The sequence below is a fragment of the Aquiluna sp. Uisw_065 genome, assembly GCF_047731275.1.
Taxonomy (GTDB): Bacteria; Actinomycetota; Actinomycetes; order Actinomycetales; family Microbacteriaceae; genus Aquiluna.
This window is the reverse complement of record NZ_CP159836.1, coordinates 1,042,304-1,057,148: the sequence shown is the minus strand read 5'-3', so window position 1 is coordinate 1,057,148 and position 14,845 is coordinate 1,042,304. Positions and strand designations below refer to the sequence as shown.

Sequence of the window (14,845 nt, the reverse complement as noted above, 5' to 3'; positions counted from 1 at the left end):
TCTTGAACATGAAGCTTTACGACACAAAAGCCGGCGAACTAAGGGATTTCAAACCTCTAGTTGCGGGTCGGGTTTCCATGTATGTTTGCGGTCCCACCGTTCAGTCTGCGCCTCACATTGGGCACCTAAGGTCTGCACTCGTTTACGACCTAATGGCTAGGTGGTTTACGCACCTAGGACTTGAAGTTCAACTAGTCAGAAACGTCACGGACATCGATGACAAGGTTTTGGAAAAAGCCGGTGAGCAGTCAGTTGCGTGGTGGGAGTTGGCCTACAAAAACGAGCAATTGTTCGCCACTGATTATCGTCGGCTCGCCATTGGACTTCCAGCGCATGAGCCAAGAGCAACTGGTCACATCTCACAGATGATTACTCTCATCGAAAAGCTTGTTGAGCTCGGTTACGCCTACCAGAGCCTCGATGGCTCAGGGGGAATTTATTTCGACACGGCGAAATGGTCAAAGTACGGCGAACTGACTAACCAGAAACTCGATGACATGGAGGGTGAACGCTCAAATCCGGCGAAAATAAATCCTCAGGATTTTGCCCTGTGGAAAGCGGCCAAGTCGACCGAACCAGAATCTGCTAACTGGCCCTCTCCTTTTGGTATCGGCCGCCCAGGTTGGCACATTGAGTGTTCAGCCATGGCTGCCCACTATTTAGGGGAGAGTTTCGACATTCACGGGGGCGGCTTAGACCTTCGGTTCCCTCACCATGAAAATGAACTCGCGCAATCTACTGCAGCTGGCCACGGATTCGCTAACTACTGGGTTCACAACGGGCTGGTGAGTATTCAGGGTCAAAAGATGTCCAAGTCACTCGGGAATTCGATATTGTCAGAGGAGCTATTTGACAAGGTGAGCGACAAAGCTGCCCGTTACTATTTGGCCAGCGCTCACTACCGATCAGTCCTTGACTACCATCCCGAGGCAACTATCGAGGCTTCCGCTGCACTTTCAAGGCTCCACGGCTTCGTTGTTCGGGCAGCCAGGGAACTGAAAGAAACTAGGTTTAGTAATTTTGCAGTCGTTGAGCTGCCCGATGAATTCACTTTGCAAATGAACGATGATTTGAATATTCCTGGAGCACTTGCTGTTCTCCACGAGAGCGCAACTGCCGGTAACACTGATCTAGACGACCAGCGATTAAGCCAAGCGCACCAGCGCTGGAGCGAGGTAGTCGGTATGCTCAAGGTTCTAGGTCTTTCCTTGGACACATCGAACCGGACCAATCAAGAGCATCGAGCGCTGGATCAATTGATCCAAACTTTGATTGCCGAGAGAAATAAAGCTAGAGAAGACAAGAACTATCAACGCGCTGATCAGATACGCGACCAGCTAATAGAAATTGGTATCGAGCTATCTGACTCGACATCTGGAACACATTGGAGTTTGAAATAATGGCAAAAATTGGAAGACCTGGAGCTAGCAAGTCCAAAAAAGGGCCGCTCAAGGGAACTGGTGGGCACGGACGAAAGTCCCTAGAGGGCAAAGGCCCAACGCCCAAGGCTGAAGATCGCAAATATCACAAAACTTATCGTTCCCCAAAGGACGTGACTGAAGTTCGTCAAACCCCTAAAAAGGGTCAGTTTGTGGCGTCGAAGACGGGCAAAGCATCGAAGGCAAATGCTACCGAGGTGCTATCCGGTAGAAACTCTGTGGTTGAAGCGCTGAAGGCTAGCGTCCCGGCCACCGCCCTGTTCATTGCCCAGCGCATCGAGGTTGATGACAGAGTGCGAGAGTCAATGACCATCGCCAACAAGCGCGGGATCATTATCAACGAAGTCACTCGAGTCGAGATCGATCGGATGACCGGTGGCGACAGCGTCCACCAAGGAATCGCACTTCAGGTTCCTCCATACAGTTACAAAGACCCGAATGAACTCCTGGACCGAGCCTTGTCTCAATCGGCTTTGCCACTCTTAGTCGCACTAGATGGGATAACCGACCCTCGTAACCTTGGTGCGATAATCCGATCGGTTGCCGCGTTTGGCGGTAATGGAATCATCTTGCCGCAGCGCAGAAGCGTAGGCGTGACTGCGGCGGCTTGGAAGACAAGCGCTGGTGCCGCAGCCAGAATGCCGGTTGCCTTGGCAGCAAACCTCAATCAGACAATTAAGGAATACAAGCGTCGAGGCGTCTTTGTGGTCGGGCTTGATGGCGACGGAGACGTATCGCTACCTAATTTTCAGCTCTTCGACAAGCCGCTTCTGGTTGTTGTCGGATCCGAGGGCAAAGGGTTGTCGCGGTTGGTTCAGGAAAACTGTGACCAGGTTATTTCGATACCAATTTCCGAAGTTACGGAGTCACTGAATGCTGGAATTGCTGCAAGCGTAGCGCTCTATCAAATTGCAGCGTTAAGGGCCTAAACCTTATCTCGCCAGTCCCCAGTTTCATCATCGTCAGTCACGACTATCAGCCCGGTTGGGATAGATTGCGCGAGCATTATTGTGCCGGTCATTGGGCTACCCGATAACAACGAGGACTCATCACGGCGTTCGGCCAGGACATCTGAAATGTAGCTTCGAACGGCATCGACAAGGGCAATGTCGCTTCCTTGAACTTCGGACTGCTTCAGTCGGTGCCTCAGGACCTCGTGGAATACCTCAGCGGGCTCAAGCTTGCCGAGCAGCTCATTTGGTATTGCTCCAACCACCGGCTCGAAGACCTCGCTAAGCCATTTGTGTGCCAAAACTTCCTCATCGAAGCCGAGGTGGGCATTGACTAGTGAGTACTGGTCAATGTCATTCAGCAGGCGCCTTGCTTGATTTTCCTCCACGTCTAGACCGGTGACGAGCAAAAGCCTTCTAGCGTGATGACCTGCATCCACGACCTTCGGCTGAATTCTTACTGTTCTTTTATCTTGGTCTTTGGCCATGGACAGCTCTTGAATATCAAACCCAAGGTCGTTGAGGCGTTGAATTCTTCTAGCAATCTTCCATCGCTCGCTGTCATCGAAGGTTTCGGTTTCGGTGAGTTCTTTCCAAAGTTCGCGGTATTTATCTACGATTCGCTGGCTTACGGTCCCAGGGTCTAAGTCAGTCGCTTTTCCGGAGGCAATTAGGTCCATCAACTCACCGGCAATGTTTACCCGTCCGATCTCTAGATCGTTTTCACGCTGACCATTTGAGAGATTGGAATCATAGAGATGTCCGGTCTCCGCATCCACCAAATACGCGGCGAATTGCCCCGCATCTCTTCTGAATAACGTGTTCGACAGTGAGACGTCACCCCAGAAGAATCCAGCCAGGTGAAGTCGCACCAGGAGTAGCGCTAGAGCGTCGACCAACCGGTTGGCAGTTTGTTCTCTTAGTCCTTGAGACCACATCGCGCGGTAAGGGAGTGAGAATTTTAGGTGCCTCGTTATCAATACCGCCGGCAGCGGGCTACCATCGAGATCTTCACGCTCTTGGATTATTGCGAAGGCCTCAACGCAAGGGATGTCGAGTTTCTCCAGTTTGCGAAGCATCTCGTACTCACGTTTTGCTAGATCGAAAAGGGTTTCCTTGATGGCTATGACGTGATCGTTCAGGTGGGCGAATCTGACCGTGTGACGGGACAGGCCTTTTGGTAGCGCCGCTATGTTTTCTTTTGGCCAATCTTCCAACGGCAAATGCCACGGCAGATCCAGTAACTCTGGTTCTGCCGCAGCGGCCGTAATGCTTATAGAAGATGGCATTGAGGCCTAGTTAAGGCGCTCGCCTGACTCGGTGTCGAAGACGTGAACTGCCTCTGGGTCAGCCTGGAGATGAATCTTGTCTCCCGCCATTGGGTGGTCGATTGGGTGCACTCGAACAACGATGTTCTGCTCTGTGCCGTCCAGCTGAACGCGACCATAAAGGTAGCCATCGCTTCCAAGTTCTTCGATTACGTCAACATCAACTATTAGACCCTTTGGCGCAACGGTCAGCTTTTCGGGCCTGACACCTACGGTCACTCGGTTGCCAGTTGCCTTCGCCAGGATCTCGCGAGCAATTGGTAGCACTGCATCTCCGAACTGAACACCGCCGTCAATTATCGGAAGCTGAACAAGGTTCATTGCGGGTGAGCCGATGAAGCCGGCCACGAAGACATTTTGTGGTCGATCGTAAAGGATTCGAGGGGTGTCAACCTGCTGTAGTAGGCCGTCTTTCAAGACTGCAACTCGGTCACCCATGGTCATGGCTTCCACCTGATCGTGTGTCACATATACCGTGGTGACTCCAAGACGTCGCTGAAGTGAAGCAATCTGAGTTCTGGTCTGGACCCGAAGTTTGGCGTCCAGGTTGGAAAGCGGCTCGTCCATCAAAAAAACCTGTGGCTGTCGAACAATGGCTCGACCCATCGCAACCCTCTGGCGTTGACCACCGGAGAGCGCCTTCGGCTTGCGGTTTAGGTACGGCTCCAAGTCCAACAGCTTTGCGGCTTCTAGAACTCGCTCCGCACGTTCGTCCTTGTTTATACCGGCGATTTTCAAGGCAAAGCCCATGTTCTCCGCGACGGTCATGTGAGGGTAGAGGGCATAGTTCTGAAAGACCATCGCAATGTCTCTGTCTTTCGGCGGCACATCGGTGACTTCTCTGTCTCCGATGTAGATGCCACCCTCGTTCACTTCTTCAAGACCGGCCAGCATTCTCAATGATGTTGACTTACCGCAACCAGAAGGTCCAACGAGCACTAATAGCTCGCCGTCTCTAACTTCGAGGTTTAGTTTGTCTACAGCTGGCTTAGTTCCGCCCGGGTAGATTCTGGTTGCATTTTTAAATGACACTGTTGCCATGATTTACTCCTTCACCGGCAGGTACGTGCCGGACGATCCGTAGTGATGGATGTTTGCCTAAGCGAACCACATAAGTATGCCACTGGAATTAGACTTGACCGGCATTGCAATAAAGTTGATAACAAAGGACGAAGATGACCCCCAACGAAAAGCCAACGCGTTCAGAGCAACGCGAAGCAGCCAGAGACAAAGCACGCGAGCTTCGGAAGCTGAGCGCCAAGAAGGAAAAGCGCAATCGTTTGCTCTTGCAGGTCTCCGTTGTTCTTGTGGCACTTGGGATTATTGGGGGTATCGCGGCTGTAGTTCTTGTTGACGCGGCCAACCGCGCAGACGCACCCATTGTTGGGGAAACACCAAACAACTTGACTGATCTTGGTGGGCTAAAAATCGGTGTTGGGCTGCAGGCATTTACCCTGAGCAACACGCCAACCCCTGATGCAGCTGAAGAGACTCCTAAAATCGAGATTTATGTTGATTACCAGTGCCCAATTTGTCAGGCTTTTGATGTGCCCAACGCCTCTCAGATTCGCTCTTGGGCCGACGTGGGTGCCGCAACGGTTGAGATCAGGCCTATTTCTTTTCTTGATCGCGCATCGTTGAACGCCTATTCTTCAAGAGCCGCGAACACTGCTTTTTGCGTCGCTAACTTTGAGCCGGATTCCTTCTACGACCTTCACGAACTCTTGATGGCCAATCAGCCTGAGGAGGGTACCCAAGGACATGACGATGATCAGTTATTCGAATACGCGAAAGAGGCTGGTGCTGGCACTGAAGAGGTAAAGGGCTGCATCCAAGCCAAGAGCTTCGGGGATTACATTGAACAGCACACGCAGGCAGTGCTGTCGTCTCCTCAGAACGGAGTCAGCGTTACCGGTACTCCAACGATATTGGTAAACGACAGGCAGTACACCTGGGCAACTGGAGAAGAACTGGTGTCCGCTGAGCGATTCGCTCAGTTCGTCCAATTGGCAACTGCTGAGTAGTCAATCGGGTTAGTTCCAGGTGACCCTGCCGTTTTGAGAACTTGAAGTCGCTGACTCTAATTAGCGACTTTAGGGGGGAAAGTCTCTGATCTGTAGACGACCTGGCTGTCAGCATCCAAGTAATCGATTTTCGCAAGATAGTCCTGAGCGGCAACCCCGTCATACATTTGATAGAAGGTTGCGGAAAGCGCCACGTCCACACCAATCAGCGATGCCGAATCAGTTGCCTCAAAAGCCTCTTGGTTGACTTCAATGGTGATTGATCTGAAGTCGTCACTGTGAGTTATTGCAAGAATCGAAGGCTCGGAGGAGGCCATTGCCGCAAAGGCTCCTTCCACGCTCATTGCTGCTGATTGCAGAGTTTCGTCTCGCTTAGCCAAAGACATTCTGTAGGTCACCGAACCATCGGGGTTGCGCGCATAACCCACATAGCCTTGGTCCGCGACCATCTGGTAGAGCTCATCATCAGTAAGGTCACCTAGCAAGCTTGCTGGAATTGTTATGTCAACCGTTTCGAGGGTTTCATCGACTGGGTTCGAGGTGGGCGCAATCGCCTCAGCTGTACTTGGTGAAACCGAAGACTCTAAAGTGTTGGCTGCGCAGCCAGTCAGTAGCAGCAGGCTAGCGCCAAAGACGGCTGTTCTAAACAAGAGTGTCATGTGTTCCTAATTTCTTTGGATCGAGCTCCAAGCATAGGCGACCATTACCAAGGAGGTCTGGGTGCGCAGTAATGTTCAGTCCAGACCTTAGAAACCGAAAAATATAGATGTCTACAGTTAGCTGAAATTCTTGGCAAACGCTCGCACGACCAAAATTTAGAAACAGCTCAGGCTAGGGATTTTCGATCGAATCCGGGCTTGAGACATTGGGGAAAGATTGGTGAACTCCACTGTCCACTTTGCGAAATTCGATCAAGTCCAAGTCTTTGGGTTTTTTCAAATCGACACTCAGAACCTTCTTGACGTCTTTAAAAAGTCGAGGCAGGCGGTAGCAGGATTTTCTCCAGCGCCGACTAATGGACGGAATAACTAAAAATAGGGACACTGCATACGATGCAGAACGAGCTAGTGGAGCGCTGGCTTTCTCAAGAACCCTTCTTGGTGCTGGGCCGCTTTATTGCATTTCGCTCCTGCTTTGAACGAGTTTCGTCTGATTCGATTTTGTCCACCAGGAGCGGCTCTTGTGACTCTGGATTTCCATCGCGGGTTTCCTGAAATTTCAATGCTTCTTGTTCTGCCGAGCGCATGCCCTCGTTTATGCCCCTTGCAATGTCCCTTTGTAGGTCAAGATCTTCTAACATCTTTGGCCTCCTCTGCACTTTTCAGGCTACCCCTAGAACGCCCCGGTGTCCAAGTAATGCTGTCCCCAAAAAGTGGTAGCAGGTGGTGGCAGGATTTCCCCCAAGGGGCTGATTGATGTATTCACTGGTGGCTAAACCAAGAAGCCCTGCACGGCGGCCGCTCACGGCAATGTAAGAGGGAGCGACAGGGGGAGAATCCCCCTAAATCCAAGGGAAATGCCAGCAACTAGATGCCAATAAGCGATTATCCATTAGGCTATGTCGGGGTTAAAACCCCAAGCCGACCTGGCGCAATTGGTAGCGCACCACTCTTGTAAAGTGGGGGTTACGGGTTCGAGTCCCGTGGTCGGCTCTGTATTTTTTGCTAGTTTCTAGGGCGAAGTTCGGCAACCATTGGGCAGTTGAATGGATTGACGTTGTTGCTAAGGCCAACCTTGTTCAAGTGCTTCATAATTACCAGGTAGCTTGCAAACAAGTTCATCTCCACCATTGTGACGTCATTCTTGCGGCAGAATTCAGACACCATCTGGTGAGCCCTACGAAGGTATGGTCTCGCCATTGATGGAAACAGGTGATGCTCAACTTGGTAGTTCAAGCCACCCATTAGATTGTCCTTCAACCAGCTTCCGCGAATGTTTCTAGAAGTCAGAACTTGCCTGGAGAAGAAATCTAGCTTGCTGTCTTTTTCAATAAGAGGCATTCCCTTGTGGTTTGGGGCAAAGGCTGCTCCCATGAAGAATCCAAAGGTCATCATCATGGCAAACCACAGAGCGATGGCCCAAAGCCAGCCGAACATCCATGCCATTACGAAGTATGGAGCTATCTGGCGGACCATCATCAGGCTGAATTCCAGAATCTTTATACCTACGGACCTGTCCTTGCGGCCAAGCCCTGCAAAGGAGTCAACTAACAAGTCAAAGCCAGTGAAAAGTAGAAGGAATGGAAAGAGGTAGCCCTGGCGGTCTGAAAGCCAGCGTTCCGGTCCCTTTTTGGACTCTTTGGACTCTGTGGTGAAGCTTAGAACTCGGATGGCAATGTCTGGATCTTCACCAATTTGGTTTGGTCGCTGGTGGTGCTTGTTGTGCTTTTTTAGCCAGAAGCCGTAGCTCAGGCCAGCAAACAGGTTCGCGAGTACCAAACCGAGCCAGTCGTTGGCTTTGTTGTTTTTGAAGACTTGACGGTGAGATGCCTCGTGAGCAATAAATCCATACTGCGCACTCATGATCCCAAGGAGGCCCGCTAGAACGAAACCGGCAACTATCCACCACTGGCTCTGCTGCAATGCGTAGCCGGTAAAACCAGCACCGACCCATAGGGCTGATGCAATCAAGCTGATAACCGCAAGACGAATTATGTAGAAGCTTGGACGCTTAGTAAGTAGTCCCGCTTCTCTAACTTGCTCAAGAATTAGGCTGAAGTTAGTTGGTGTTCTGGTTTCGGAAGCAATAGTCATTACACAAGTCTACGTGTCTTAGTTCGGGTGGTGCCGTGAAACGCAATAACAATAAGTGTCATACTGATGAAGTGAAAGCGACGAGGCTTGAAAGCGACCTTCTTGGCGGTAGGGATATCCCAAACGAGGCCTACTGGGGTGTGCACACCCTCAGGGCAGTGGAAAATTTTCCCATCAGTGGAGTGCCTATAGGCCACTATCGGTCACTGGTAAGGGGCCTTGGTTTTATAAAAGAAGCTTCGGCATCAGCAAACTTAAAACTCGGGGTCATAACTTCCGAAATCGCGGAACCCATAATCAAGGCCTGCATTGAGGTGCGAGACGGCAAGTTTGACGATCAGTTTGTAGTCGATGCGATTCAAGGCGGCGCCGGAACATCAACAAACATGAATGCGAACGAAGTCATCTGTAACCGTGCTCTAGAAATAGCCGGCTTTGACAAGGGCGAGTTCCAGCACATTCATCCGCTCAACCACGTTAACGCTTCGCAATCAACCAACGATGTTTATCCGACTGCCATCAGGGTTTCGATGATCATTGAGATCAGGGCCTTGCTGGAGGAGATTGCATACCTGCGTTCGACAATTGACGCCAAGGCAGAGGAGTTCTCTGAAGTTCTAAAGATGGGTAGAACGCAACTTCAAGATGCAGTCCCTATGACCTTGGGTCAGGAATTCGCAGCTTGGTCTCAGACGCTTAGTGAAGACGAGGGCCGACTTCAGGAAATGATTCCTTTGTTGAGTGAGATAAATCTCGGCGGCACAGCTATTGGCACGAAGCTAAACACCCCGGCCGGTTACTCGCAATTGGTGACCGACGTCCTCAGCGAAATTTGCGAACACCAGTTCTTTCCAGCTGTGAACCTGATCGAGGCAACGAGCGACACCGGAGTTTTTGTGTCGGTCTCGAGCACCTTCAAGCGACTAGCTACCAAAATATCCAAGATCTCAAACGACCTCAGATTGCTTTCATCTGGCCCAAGGGCTGGCATCAACGAGATAAACCTCCCCGCAAGGCAAGCCGGATCCTCGATTATGCCCGGCAAAGTAAACCCGGTAATTCCAGAGGCGGTAAACGAGATTGCCTTCACCGTAATCGGAAATGACCTAACAGTTACGATGGCGGCCGAAGCCGGTCAGCTGCAGCTCAACGCATTCGAACCAATTATTGCCAGGTCGCTGATGATGAGCGTGGTGTACCTAAGACAGGGCTGTCACATTCTTGCCAAGTTCTGCATGAGTGGAATTACTGCCAATGTCGAGCACCTTAGGCTCACGGTTGAAAACTCAATTGGGCTTGCTACTGCACTTGCTCCAAAACTTGGGTATGAAAAGACTTCTCTGATTGCCAAGCACGCAGCCGAGATGAACATGTCAGTTAGGGAAGCAGTGATGGACCTAGGCCTAATGACCGAGGATGAATTCAATTCCCTTCTAGGTGACGTTAGAAAGCTAACCGGGCAGGACTGATTCGGCTCTCGGCTAGATAAAGCTGGCCACTCCCCAAGTAATTAGAGGCGCAAGAACGAGAGCGGGCAGCATGTCTGCGACCGAGACCATTCTGATTTGCAGGACCCTCAGTCCGGTCCCGAGCAATAGAACTCCACCGGTGGCCGTGATTGATGCCACAAGGGCATCGCTCATGAGAGTTCCGGCGCTCGCGGCCAAAAGGGTCAACAGGCCCTGCCAGATGCCAACGGGAATTGCCGCAAAAGCGACTCCCCAACCAAGGGCCGCCGCAAAGGCAACCGAGGTCAATCCGTCCAGTGAGGATTTCAGAGCTAGAACATCAAATCCTTGCCCTAAGCCATCCTGAAGCGCTCCGAGCACGGCCATGGGTCCAATTGTGAAAAGCAAAGAGGCGTTCACAAAGCCCTCTATAAATTTTTCTTTGTCTCCGCCTCGAGAGGCTTTTAGTTGAAGCCAGGTGCCGAAGTGTGAAAGGCGTTGCTCAATTTTGAGCATTGAGCCAAGAACACTGCCCACCACCAAAGATGCCAAAACTACTAGTAAGGTTCCTGCCGAACCGACCTCAGCTACGAAAGAGGAATCGGTGAGAGCTATTAGGTTTAGGCCACCGATAACCAGCACTACCAGGCCCAGAGCATCGGTCAGAGTTCGTGAAATGTTTTCAGGGAGTCTGTGACCCAGAGCTACGCCTATGCCTGCACCGATCAAGATGGAAAAAACATTAATGATTGTTCCCAAGGACACCTTTTCTAATGATTCTGGTAAGAATCAAAAGACTACTTAATAGTTGGCTAGTCTTTTTGCTCTTGGAAGCTAATCGAAACAGAGTTGATGCAGTAGCGGTTCCCCGTTGGGGTTTGCGGCGCATCGTCAAAAAGATGACCGAGATGGCTGCCGCACTTGGCACATCTGACTTCGGTCCGAACCATGCCGTGATCACGATCTTCTAGGTACTCAATCGCCTCGTTCTTAAGAGATTTGTAAAAAGAAGGCCAGCCGCAATGTGAATCGAATTTCGCCTCGGCTTCGAAGAGCTCAGCGCCACATCCTCGACAACTGTATGTACCCACTCGTTTCTCTTCGAGGAGTTCCCCGGAGTACTCGCGCTCGGTTCCTGCCAGGCGCAACACCTGATATTCAGACTCGGAAAGCTCATCGCGCCACTGCTGGTCGGTCTTGAAAATTTCGTATTTCACTAAAATCACCTCTTCCATACTTTATAACCGTTAGGTAACACATTTCATACCGACAGATATGACTGTCTTTTTTATGCAAAACCCCCTAGAGTTGGTCAGGTCGAGCTGTGACCGAGGTTAAGCTTGATGCATTTGTGAGTTACGCAAATGGAACAAGCAACAGGAGCAGCAAAAATGGCACAAGGAACCGTAAAGTGGTTTAACTCTGAAAAGGGATTTGGATTCATCACTCAGGATGGCGGACCGGACGTATTCGTTCACTTCTCCGCAATCGAGTCAGATGGATACCGCGAACTTCGTGAGAACCAGCGAGTTGAGTTCAACGTTAAGGATGGGGACAAGGGTCCTCAGGCTGAAAACGTAGTTCCAGTCGCATAAGTAGTTAAAACATCGAACACCGGTAGCTTTTGCTGCCGGTGTTCTTTTTAACCTGAGGTAACTGTTTTCCTCAATTTATTTGCACTCAGAGCATTAGAGTGCTAAAACTTTATTAGCACTCTCGAACCGGGAGTGCTAATCCCAGTCTTGAATTCAAACAGAGAAGGCCCAAATGGCAAAAATTATTCACTTCAATGAGGAGGCCCGTCGCGGTCTTGAGCGCGGCCTGAACATTCTCGCCGACACCGTCAAGGTAACCCTTGGACCACGTGGTCGCAATGTTGTTTTGGAGAAAAAGTGGGGCGCACCTACTATCACCAACGATGGCGTTTCAATCGCCAAAGAAATTGAGCTAAGCGATCCCTTCGAAAGAATTGGCGCTGAGCTAGTCAAGGAAGTTGCCAAGAAGACAGACGACGTGGCCGGAGACGGAACCACCACAGCAACTGTCCTGGCTCAAGCGCTTGTAAAAGAGGGCCTGAGAAACGTTGCAGCCGGCGCTGACCCAATCAGCCTCAAGCGCGGCATCGAAAAAGCCTCCGACGCAGTTATCGAAGCCTTGATCAAGATGGCCGTTCCTGTAGAGACCAAGGCGCAGATCGCGGCAACCGCGTCTATCTCCGCTGGCGACTCAGTAATTGGTGACATCATCGCCGAAGCAATCGACAAGGTCGGTAAAGAGGGTGTAGTCACCGTAGAGGAGTCGAACACTTTCGGTATTCACCTTGAACTAACTGAGGGAATGCGCTTTGACAAGGGTTACGTTTCTGCCTACATGGTTACCGACCCGGAACGCCAAGAGGCGATCCTAGAGGATGCCTACGTGTTGATCGTAAACAACAAGATTTCCAACATGAAGGACTTGCTTCCAATCGTTGACAAGGTCATGCAGGCTGCAAAGCCGCTGCTGATCATCAGCGAGGACATTGAAGGCGAAGCTCTTGCCACTTTGGTAGTAAACAAGATCCGTGGAATCTTCAAGTCGGTTGCTGTCAAGGCCCCAGGCTTCGGAGATCGCCGCAAGGCAATGTTGCAGGACATCGCTATTTTGACCGGTGGCCAGGTTATAGCCGAAGAAGTCGGACTAAAGCTCGAGAACACCGAGCTCTCAATGCTGGGACGTGCTCGCAAGGTTGTAATAACCAAGGACGAGACGACCATTGTTGAAGGAGCTGGTGAGAGCGACCAGATCAAGGGCCGTGTCGAGCAGATTAGGCGCGAAATCGCAACAACAGATTCTGACTATGACCGTGAGAAGCTTCAGGAGCGCTTGGCGAAGCTTGCCGGTGGTGTTGCAGTGATCAAGGCTGGAGCAGCCACAGAGGTTGAGCTCAAGGAGCGCAAGCACCGCATTGAGGACGCTGTTCGCAATGCTAAGGCTGCAGTTGAAGAGGGCATCGTAGCCGGCGGTGGAGTAGCACTACTCCAGGCTGGAAAACTGGCTCTTGACAAGCTGAAGCTAACTGGCGATGAAGCAACTGGAGCAGACATTGTTCGCGTTGCAATCTCTGCGCCTCTTAAGCAGATCGCAATCAACGCCGGCCTAGAGCCTGGTGTTGTGGCCGAGAAGGTTGCTAACTTGCCAGATGGCGAAGGACTAAACGCTGCAACTGGCGAATACGTCAACATGCTAGAGGCCGGAATCAATGACCCAGTAAAGGTAACTCGCTCTGCTCTGCAGAACGCGGCCTCTATTGCTGGATTGTTCTTGACCACTGAGGCGGTTGTGGCCGAAAAGCCAGAGCCAGCATCAGCGATGCCTTCTGACCCAAGCGGCGGAATGGACTACTAAAGTCAATCGATACTAAAAAAGAACGGGATGGCGTAGGCCATCCCGTTCTTTTTTAAGTTAACTAGTTACTCGAGTGGTTCCTTGGAAGCTCAAGTACGAAGGTAGAGCCCCCGCCTGGAGTTTCTAATGCTCTAATTTCCCCGCGGTGCGCGGTAATAATTGATTTTGCGATTGCCAGGCCGAGTCCAGACCCCCCGGTGCTGCGGTTTCTGGAACTGTCTGCTCGATAAAAGCGCTCAAACACCTTGGTCCTGAGTGGCTCCGGGATGCCCTCGCCGTGATCAATTACCTTAATGTTTAAGTTCTGAGCGGCTGCTTCGATCTCGAGGCTGACCTCCGATCCGGCCGGAGCAAAGCGAGAGGCGTTGGCAACAAGGTTTGTTAGCACTTGCTTTACTCGGTCGGTATCCACCTCGGCTACAAAGTCCTTGCCGTTTCTGGCAACTCGGAATTTCACTTCCTGGTTTGCAACCGAAGCATCTTTGATTACTAGATCCGCAAGCTTGGCTAGGTCGGTCTCCACTAGATCTAGGTTCCCACTCTCGTCCATTCGTGTGAGTGTAAGTAGGCTCTCGACGAGACCTGTCATGCGAACTGCTTCACTTTCGATGCGCTGCATGGCTTCGGCAACATCCTGTTTTTTGGTAATTGCTCCCATGCGATACAGCTCTGCATAGCCTCGAACCGTTACCAGCGGGGTGCGAAGCTCGTGGCTCGCGTCCGAAACGAACCTACGCATTTGCTGAAGTGTTTTGTCTCGACCGTCCACTGCACCCTCGATGCTGTCAAGCATGCTGTTGAGGGCATTATTCAATCTACCGATCTCAGTCTTTCCGTGTTTAGACAGCAAACGAGATGAAAACTTTCCTGCCTGAACAGCCTCAGCCGTTCGCTCCACTTCCTTCAGTGGCCTGAGCGCTGAAGTGATTGTCAGCCAGATACTGAAGCCTGAGAGTACAACCAGGAAGATCCCGAACCTACCGCCGATCACTGCGTACTCGGCCAAAATTTGTGCGTTCGAACTTGTCGGCAGTGCTACGACTACTGAGCCATTTGCCAGCTGGAGTGGGAGGGCGATCATTCTCCACTCGGTGCCCATACGCCTTGAGCTTTCAACGTCAATGTCAAAGGGAATCCCTTGGGTTTCTCGAACAGTTTCTAGGGTGAGATTTGAAAAGTTTGGTATTGCTCGGCCGCCACCGGTCGACGAGATAAGTCCAAGAAACTGATTGCCATTAGCGTCCAAAATGGCGATGTAGTAGTCGCTGGGTAACGATGGCAGAGCCAGTTGTCCTGACGAGACCATTCCTTCAAGCTTGAGAGGGTCCTGAGTTCGCAGCTCGTTGGCTGTGGTGACCAAAAGCGTGTCAGTACTTCTTTGCAGGTAGGTGTCTAAAAGCGCGATTGTCCCGGCGCTGGAGACGGCCAAGAGTATGCCTATGAGTCCAACCGATAAGGATGTTAGTTTGGCGCGAAGTGAGATTCGCGCCCAGCCTGCCAGTAACGTTTGCTTCAC

General features: G+C 51.3%; 14 protein-coding genes and 1 tRNA gene. 7 read left to right on the top strand and 8 right to left on the bottom strand.

The window, feature by feature from the left end:
* The first annotated feature begins 2 nt into the window (after nucleotides 1-2).
* Both cysS and rlmB read left to right on the top strand, forming a co-directional pair.
* Nucleotides 3-1,400, top strand: coding sequence for a cysteine--tRNA ligase (gene cysS, locus ABXT50_RS05300; RefSeq protein ID WP_415273840.1), 1,398 nt, complete (start codon nucleotides 3-5; stop codon nucleotides 1,398-1,400).
* Entirely contained in the window at nucleotides 1,400-2,368 is a 969-nt protein-coding gene (gene rlmB, locus ABXT50_RS05295; RefSeq protein ID WP_415273839.1) for a 23S rRNA (guanosine(2251)-2'-O)-methyltransferase RlmB, read from the top strand. The genes cysS and rlmB overlap by 1 nt, the downstream gene beginning before the upstream one ends.
* On the opposite strand, the gene ABXT50_RS05290 is transcribed toward rlmB, so the two are convergent.
* Both ABXT50_RS05290 and ABXT50_RS05285 read right to left on the bottom strand, forming a co-directional pair.
* A complete protein-coding gene (locus tag ABXT50_RS05290; RefSeq protein ID WP_415273838.1) occupies nucleotides 2,365-3,678 on the bottom strand; it encodes a DUF4032 domain-containing protein in 1,314 nt (437 codons plus the stop codon). The two genes, rlmB and ABXT50_RS05290, sit on opposite strands and share 4 nt — an antisense overlap.
* A 6-nt stretch (nucleotides 3,679-3,684) precedes the next feature.
* Nucleotides 3,685-4,758 carry an ABC transporter ATP-binding protein gene (locus ABXT50_RS05285; RefSeq protein WP_415273837.1) on the bottom strand — a complete coding sequence of 358 codons (1,074 nt, stop codon included), beginning with the start codon at nucleotides 4,756-4,758 and terminating at the stop codon, nucleotides 3,685-3,687.
* A 134-nt stretch (nucleotides 4,759-4,892) separates the two neighbouring features.
* On the opposite strand from ABXT50_RS05285, the gene ABXT50_RS05280 reads away from it, so the two are divergent.
* Nucleotides 4,893-5,741, top strand: coding sequence for a DsbA family protein (locus tag ABXT50_RS05280; protein ID WP_415273836.1), 849 nt, complete (start codon nucleotides 4,893-4,895; stop codon nucleotides 5,739-5,741).
* 56 nt (nucleotides 5,742-5,797) lie between these two features.
* On the opposite strand, the gene ABXT50_RS05275 is transcribed toward ABXT50_RS05280, so the two are convergent.
* Together ABXT50_RS05275 and ABXT50_RS05270 are read right to left on the bottom strand one after the other, a co-directional pair.
* Nucleotides 5,798-6,400, bottom strand: coding sequence for a hypothetical protein (locus ABXT50_RS05275; RefSeq protein ID WP_415273835.1), 603 nt, complete (start codon nucleotides 6,398-6,400; stop codon nucleotides 5,798-5,800).
* Between the two features lie 425 nt (nucleotides 6,401-6,825).
* Nucleotides 6,826-7,041 (bottom strand): hypothetical protein, encoded by a 216-nt coding sequence (locus ABXT50_RS05270; RefSeq protein ID WP_415273834.1) that lies wholly within the window; start codon nucleotides 7,039-7,041, stop codon nucleotides 6,826-6,828.
* A 279-nt stretch (nucleotides 7,042-7,320) separates the two neighbouring features.
* On the opposite strand from ABXT50_RS05270, the gene ABXT50_RS05265 reads away from it, so the two are divergent.
* Nucleotides 7,321-7,393: transfer RNA gene (locus tag ABXT50_RS05265), tRNA-Thr, on the top strand.
* A gap of 12 nt (nucleotides 7,394-7,405) precedes the next feature.
* On the opposite strand, the gene ABXT50_RS05260 is transcribed toward ABXT50_RS05265, so the two are convergent.
* Nucleotides 7,406-8,494, bottom strand: a complete 1,089-nt coding sequence (locus ABXT50_RS05260) for a fatty acid desaturase family protein (RefSeq protein ID WP_415273833.1) — start codon at nucleotides 8,492-8,494, stop codon at nucleotides 7,406-7,408.
* Nucleotides 8,495-8,529: 35 nt separating this feature from the next.
* On the opposite strand from ABXT50_RS05260, the gene ABXT50_RS05255 reads away from it, so the two are divergent.
* A complete protein-coding gene (locus ABXT50_RS05255; RefSeq protein ID WP_415273832.1) occupies nucleotides 8,530-9,963 on the top strand; it encodes an aspartate ammonia-lyase in 1,434 nt (477 codons plus the stop codon).
* Nucleotides 9,964-9,975: 12 nt separating this feature from the next.
* Here ABXT50_RS05255 and ABXT50_RS05250 read toward each other — a convergent pair whose 3' ends face one another.
* Nucleotides 9,976-10,707 carry a DUF554 domain-containing protein gene (locus tag ABXT50_RS05250; protein WP_415273831.1) on the bottom strand — a complete coding sequence of 244 codons (732 nt, stop codon included), beginning with the start codon at nucleotides 10,705-10,707 and terminating at the stop codon, nucleotides 9,976-9,978.
* 47 nt (nucleotides 10,708-10,754) lie between these two features.
* A complete protein-coding gene (msrB, locus tag ABXT50_RS05245; protein ID WP_415273830.1) occupies nucleotides 10,755-11,159 on the bottom strand; it encodes a peptide-methionine (R)-S-oxide reductase MsrB in 405 nt (134 codons plus the stop codon).
* Nucleotides 11,160-11,333: 174 nt separating this feature from the next.
* Between msrB and ABXT50_RS05240 the strand changes: the two genes are divergently transcribed.
* Both ABXT50_RS05240 and groL read left to right on the top strand, forming a co-directional pair.
* On the top strand, nucleotides 11,334-11,537 hold the full coding sequence (locus ABXT50_RS05240; RefSeq protein ID WP_040324712.1) for a cold-shock protein: 204 nt from the start codon (nucleotides 11,334-11,336) through the stop codon (nucleotides 11,535-11,537).
* 172 nt (nucleotides 11,538-11,709) lie between these two features.
* On the top strand, nucleotides 11,710-13,329 hold the full coding sequence (gene groL / locus ABXT50_RS05235; protein WP_415273829.1) for a chaperonin GroEL: 1,620 nt from the start codon (nucleotides 11,710-11,712) through the stop codon (nucleotides 13,327-13,329).
* Between the two features lie 61 nt (nucleotides 13,330-13,390).
* Here the strand turns inward: groL and ABXT50_RS05230 are convergent, their stop codons facing one another.
* Entirely contained in the window at nucleotides 13,391-14,845 is a 1,455-nt protein-coding gene (locus tag ABXT50_RS05230) for a sensor histidine kinase (RefSeq protein WP_415273828.1), read from the bottom strand.

Bases quoted from the DNA above. Each gene is read 5' to 3' on its own strand.
- ABXT50_RS05290 (WP_415273838.1), bottom strand. From the start codon at position 3,678: ATGCCATCTTCTATAAGCATTACGGCCGCTGCGGCAGAACCAGAGTTA.
- ABXT50_RS05270 (WP_415273834.1), bottom strand. From the start codon at position 7,041: ATGTTAGAAGATCTTGACCTACAAAGGGACATTGCAAGGGGCATAAAC.
- ABXT50_RS05285 (WP_415273837.1), bottom strand. From the start codon at position 4,758: ATGGCAACAGTGTCATTTAAAAATGCAACCAGAATCTACCCGGGCGGA.
- ABXT50_RS05260 (WP_415273833.1), bottom strand. From the start codon at position 8,494: ATGACTATTGCTTCCGAAACCAGAACACCAACTAACTTCAGCCTAATT.
- rlmB (WP_415273839.1), top strand. From the start codon at position 1,400: ATGGCAAAAATTGGAAGACCTGGAGCTAGCAAGTCCAAAAAAGGGCCG.
- groL (WP_415273829.1), top strand. From the start codon at position 11,710: ATGGCAAAAATTATTCACTTCAATGAGGAGGCCCGTCGCGGTCTTGAG.
- ABXT50_RS05280 (WP_415273836.1), top strand. From the start codon at position 4,893: ATGACCCCCAACGAAAAGCCAACGCGTTCAGAGCAACGCGAAGCAGCC.
- ABXT50_RS05275 (WP_415273835.1), bottom strand. From the start codon at position 6,400: ATGACACTCTTGTTTAGAACAGCCGTCTTTGGCGCTAGCCTGCTGCTA.
- ABXT50_RS05240 (WP_040324712.1), top strand. From the start codon at position 11,334: ATGGCACAAGGAACCGTAAAGTGGTTTAACTCTGAAAAGGGATTTGGA.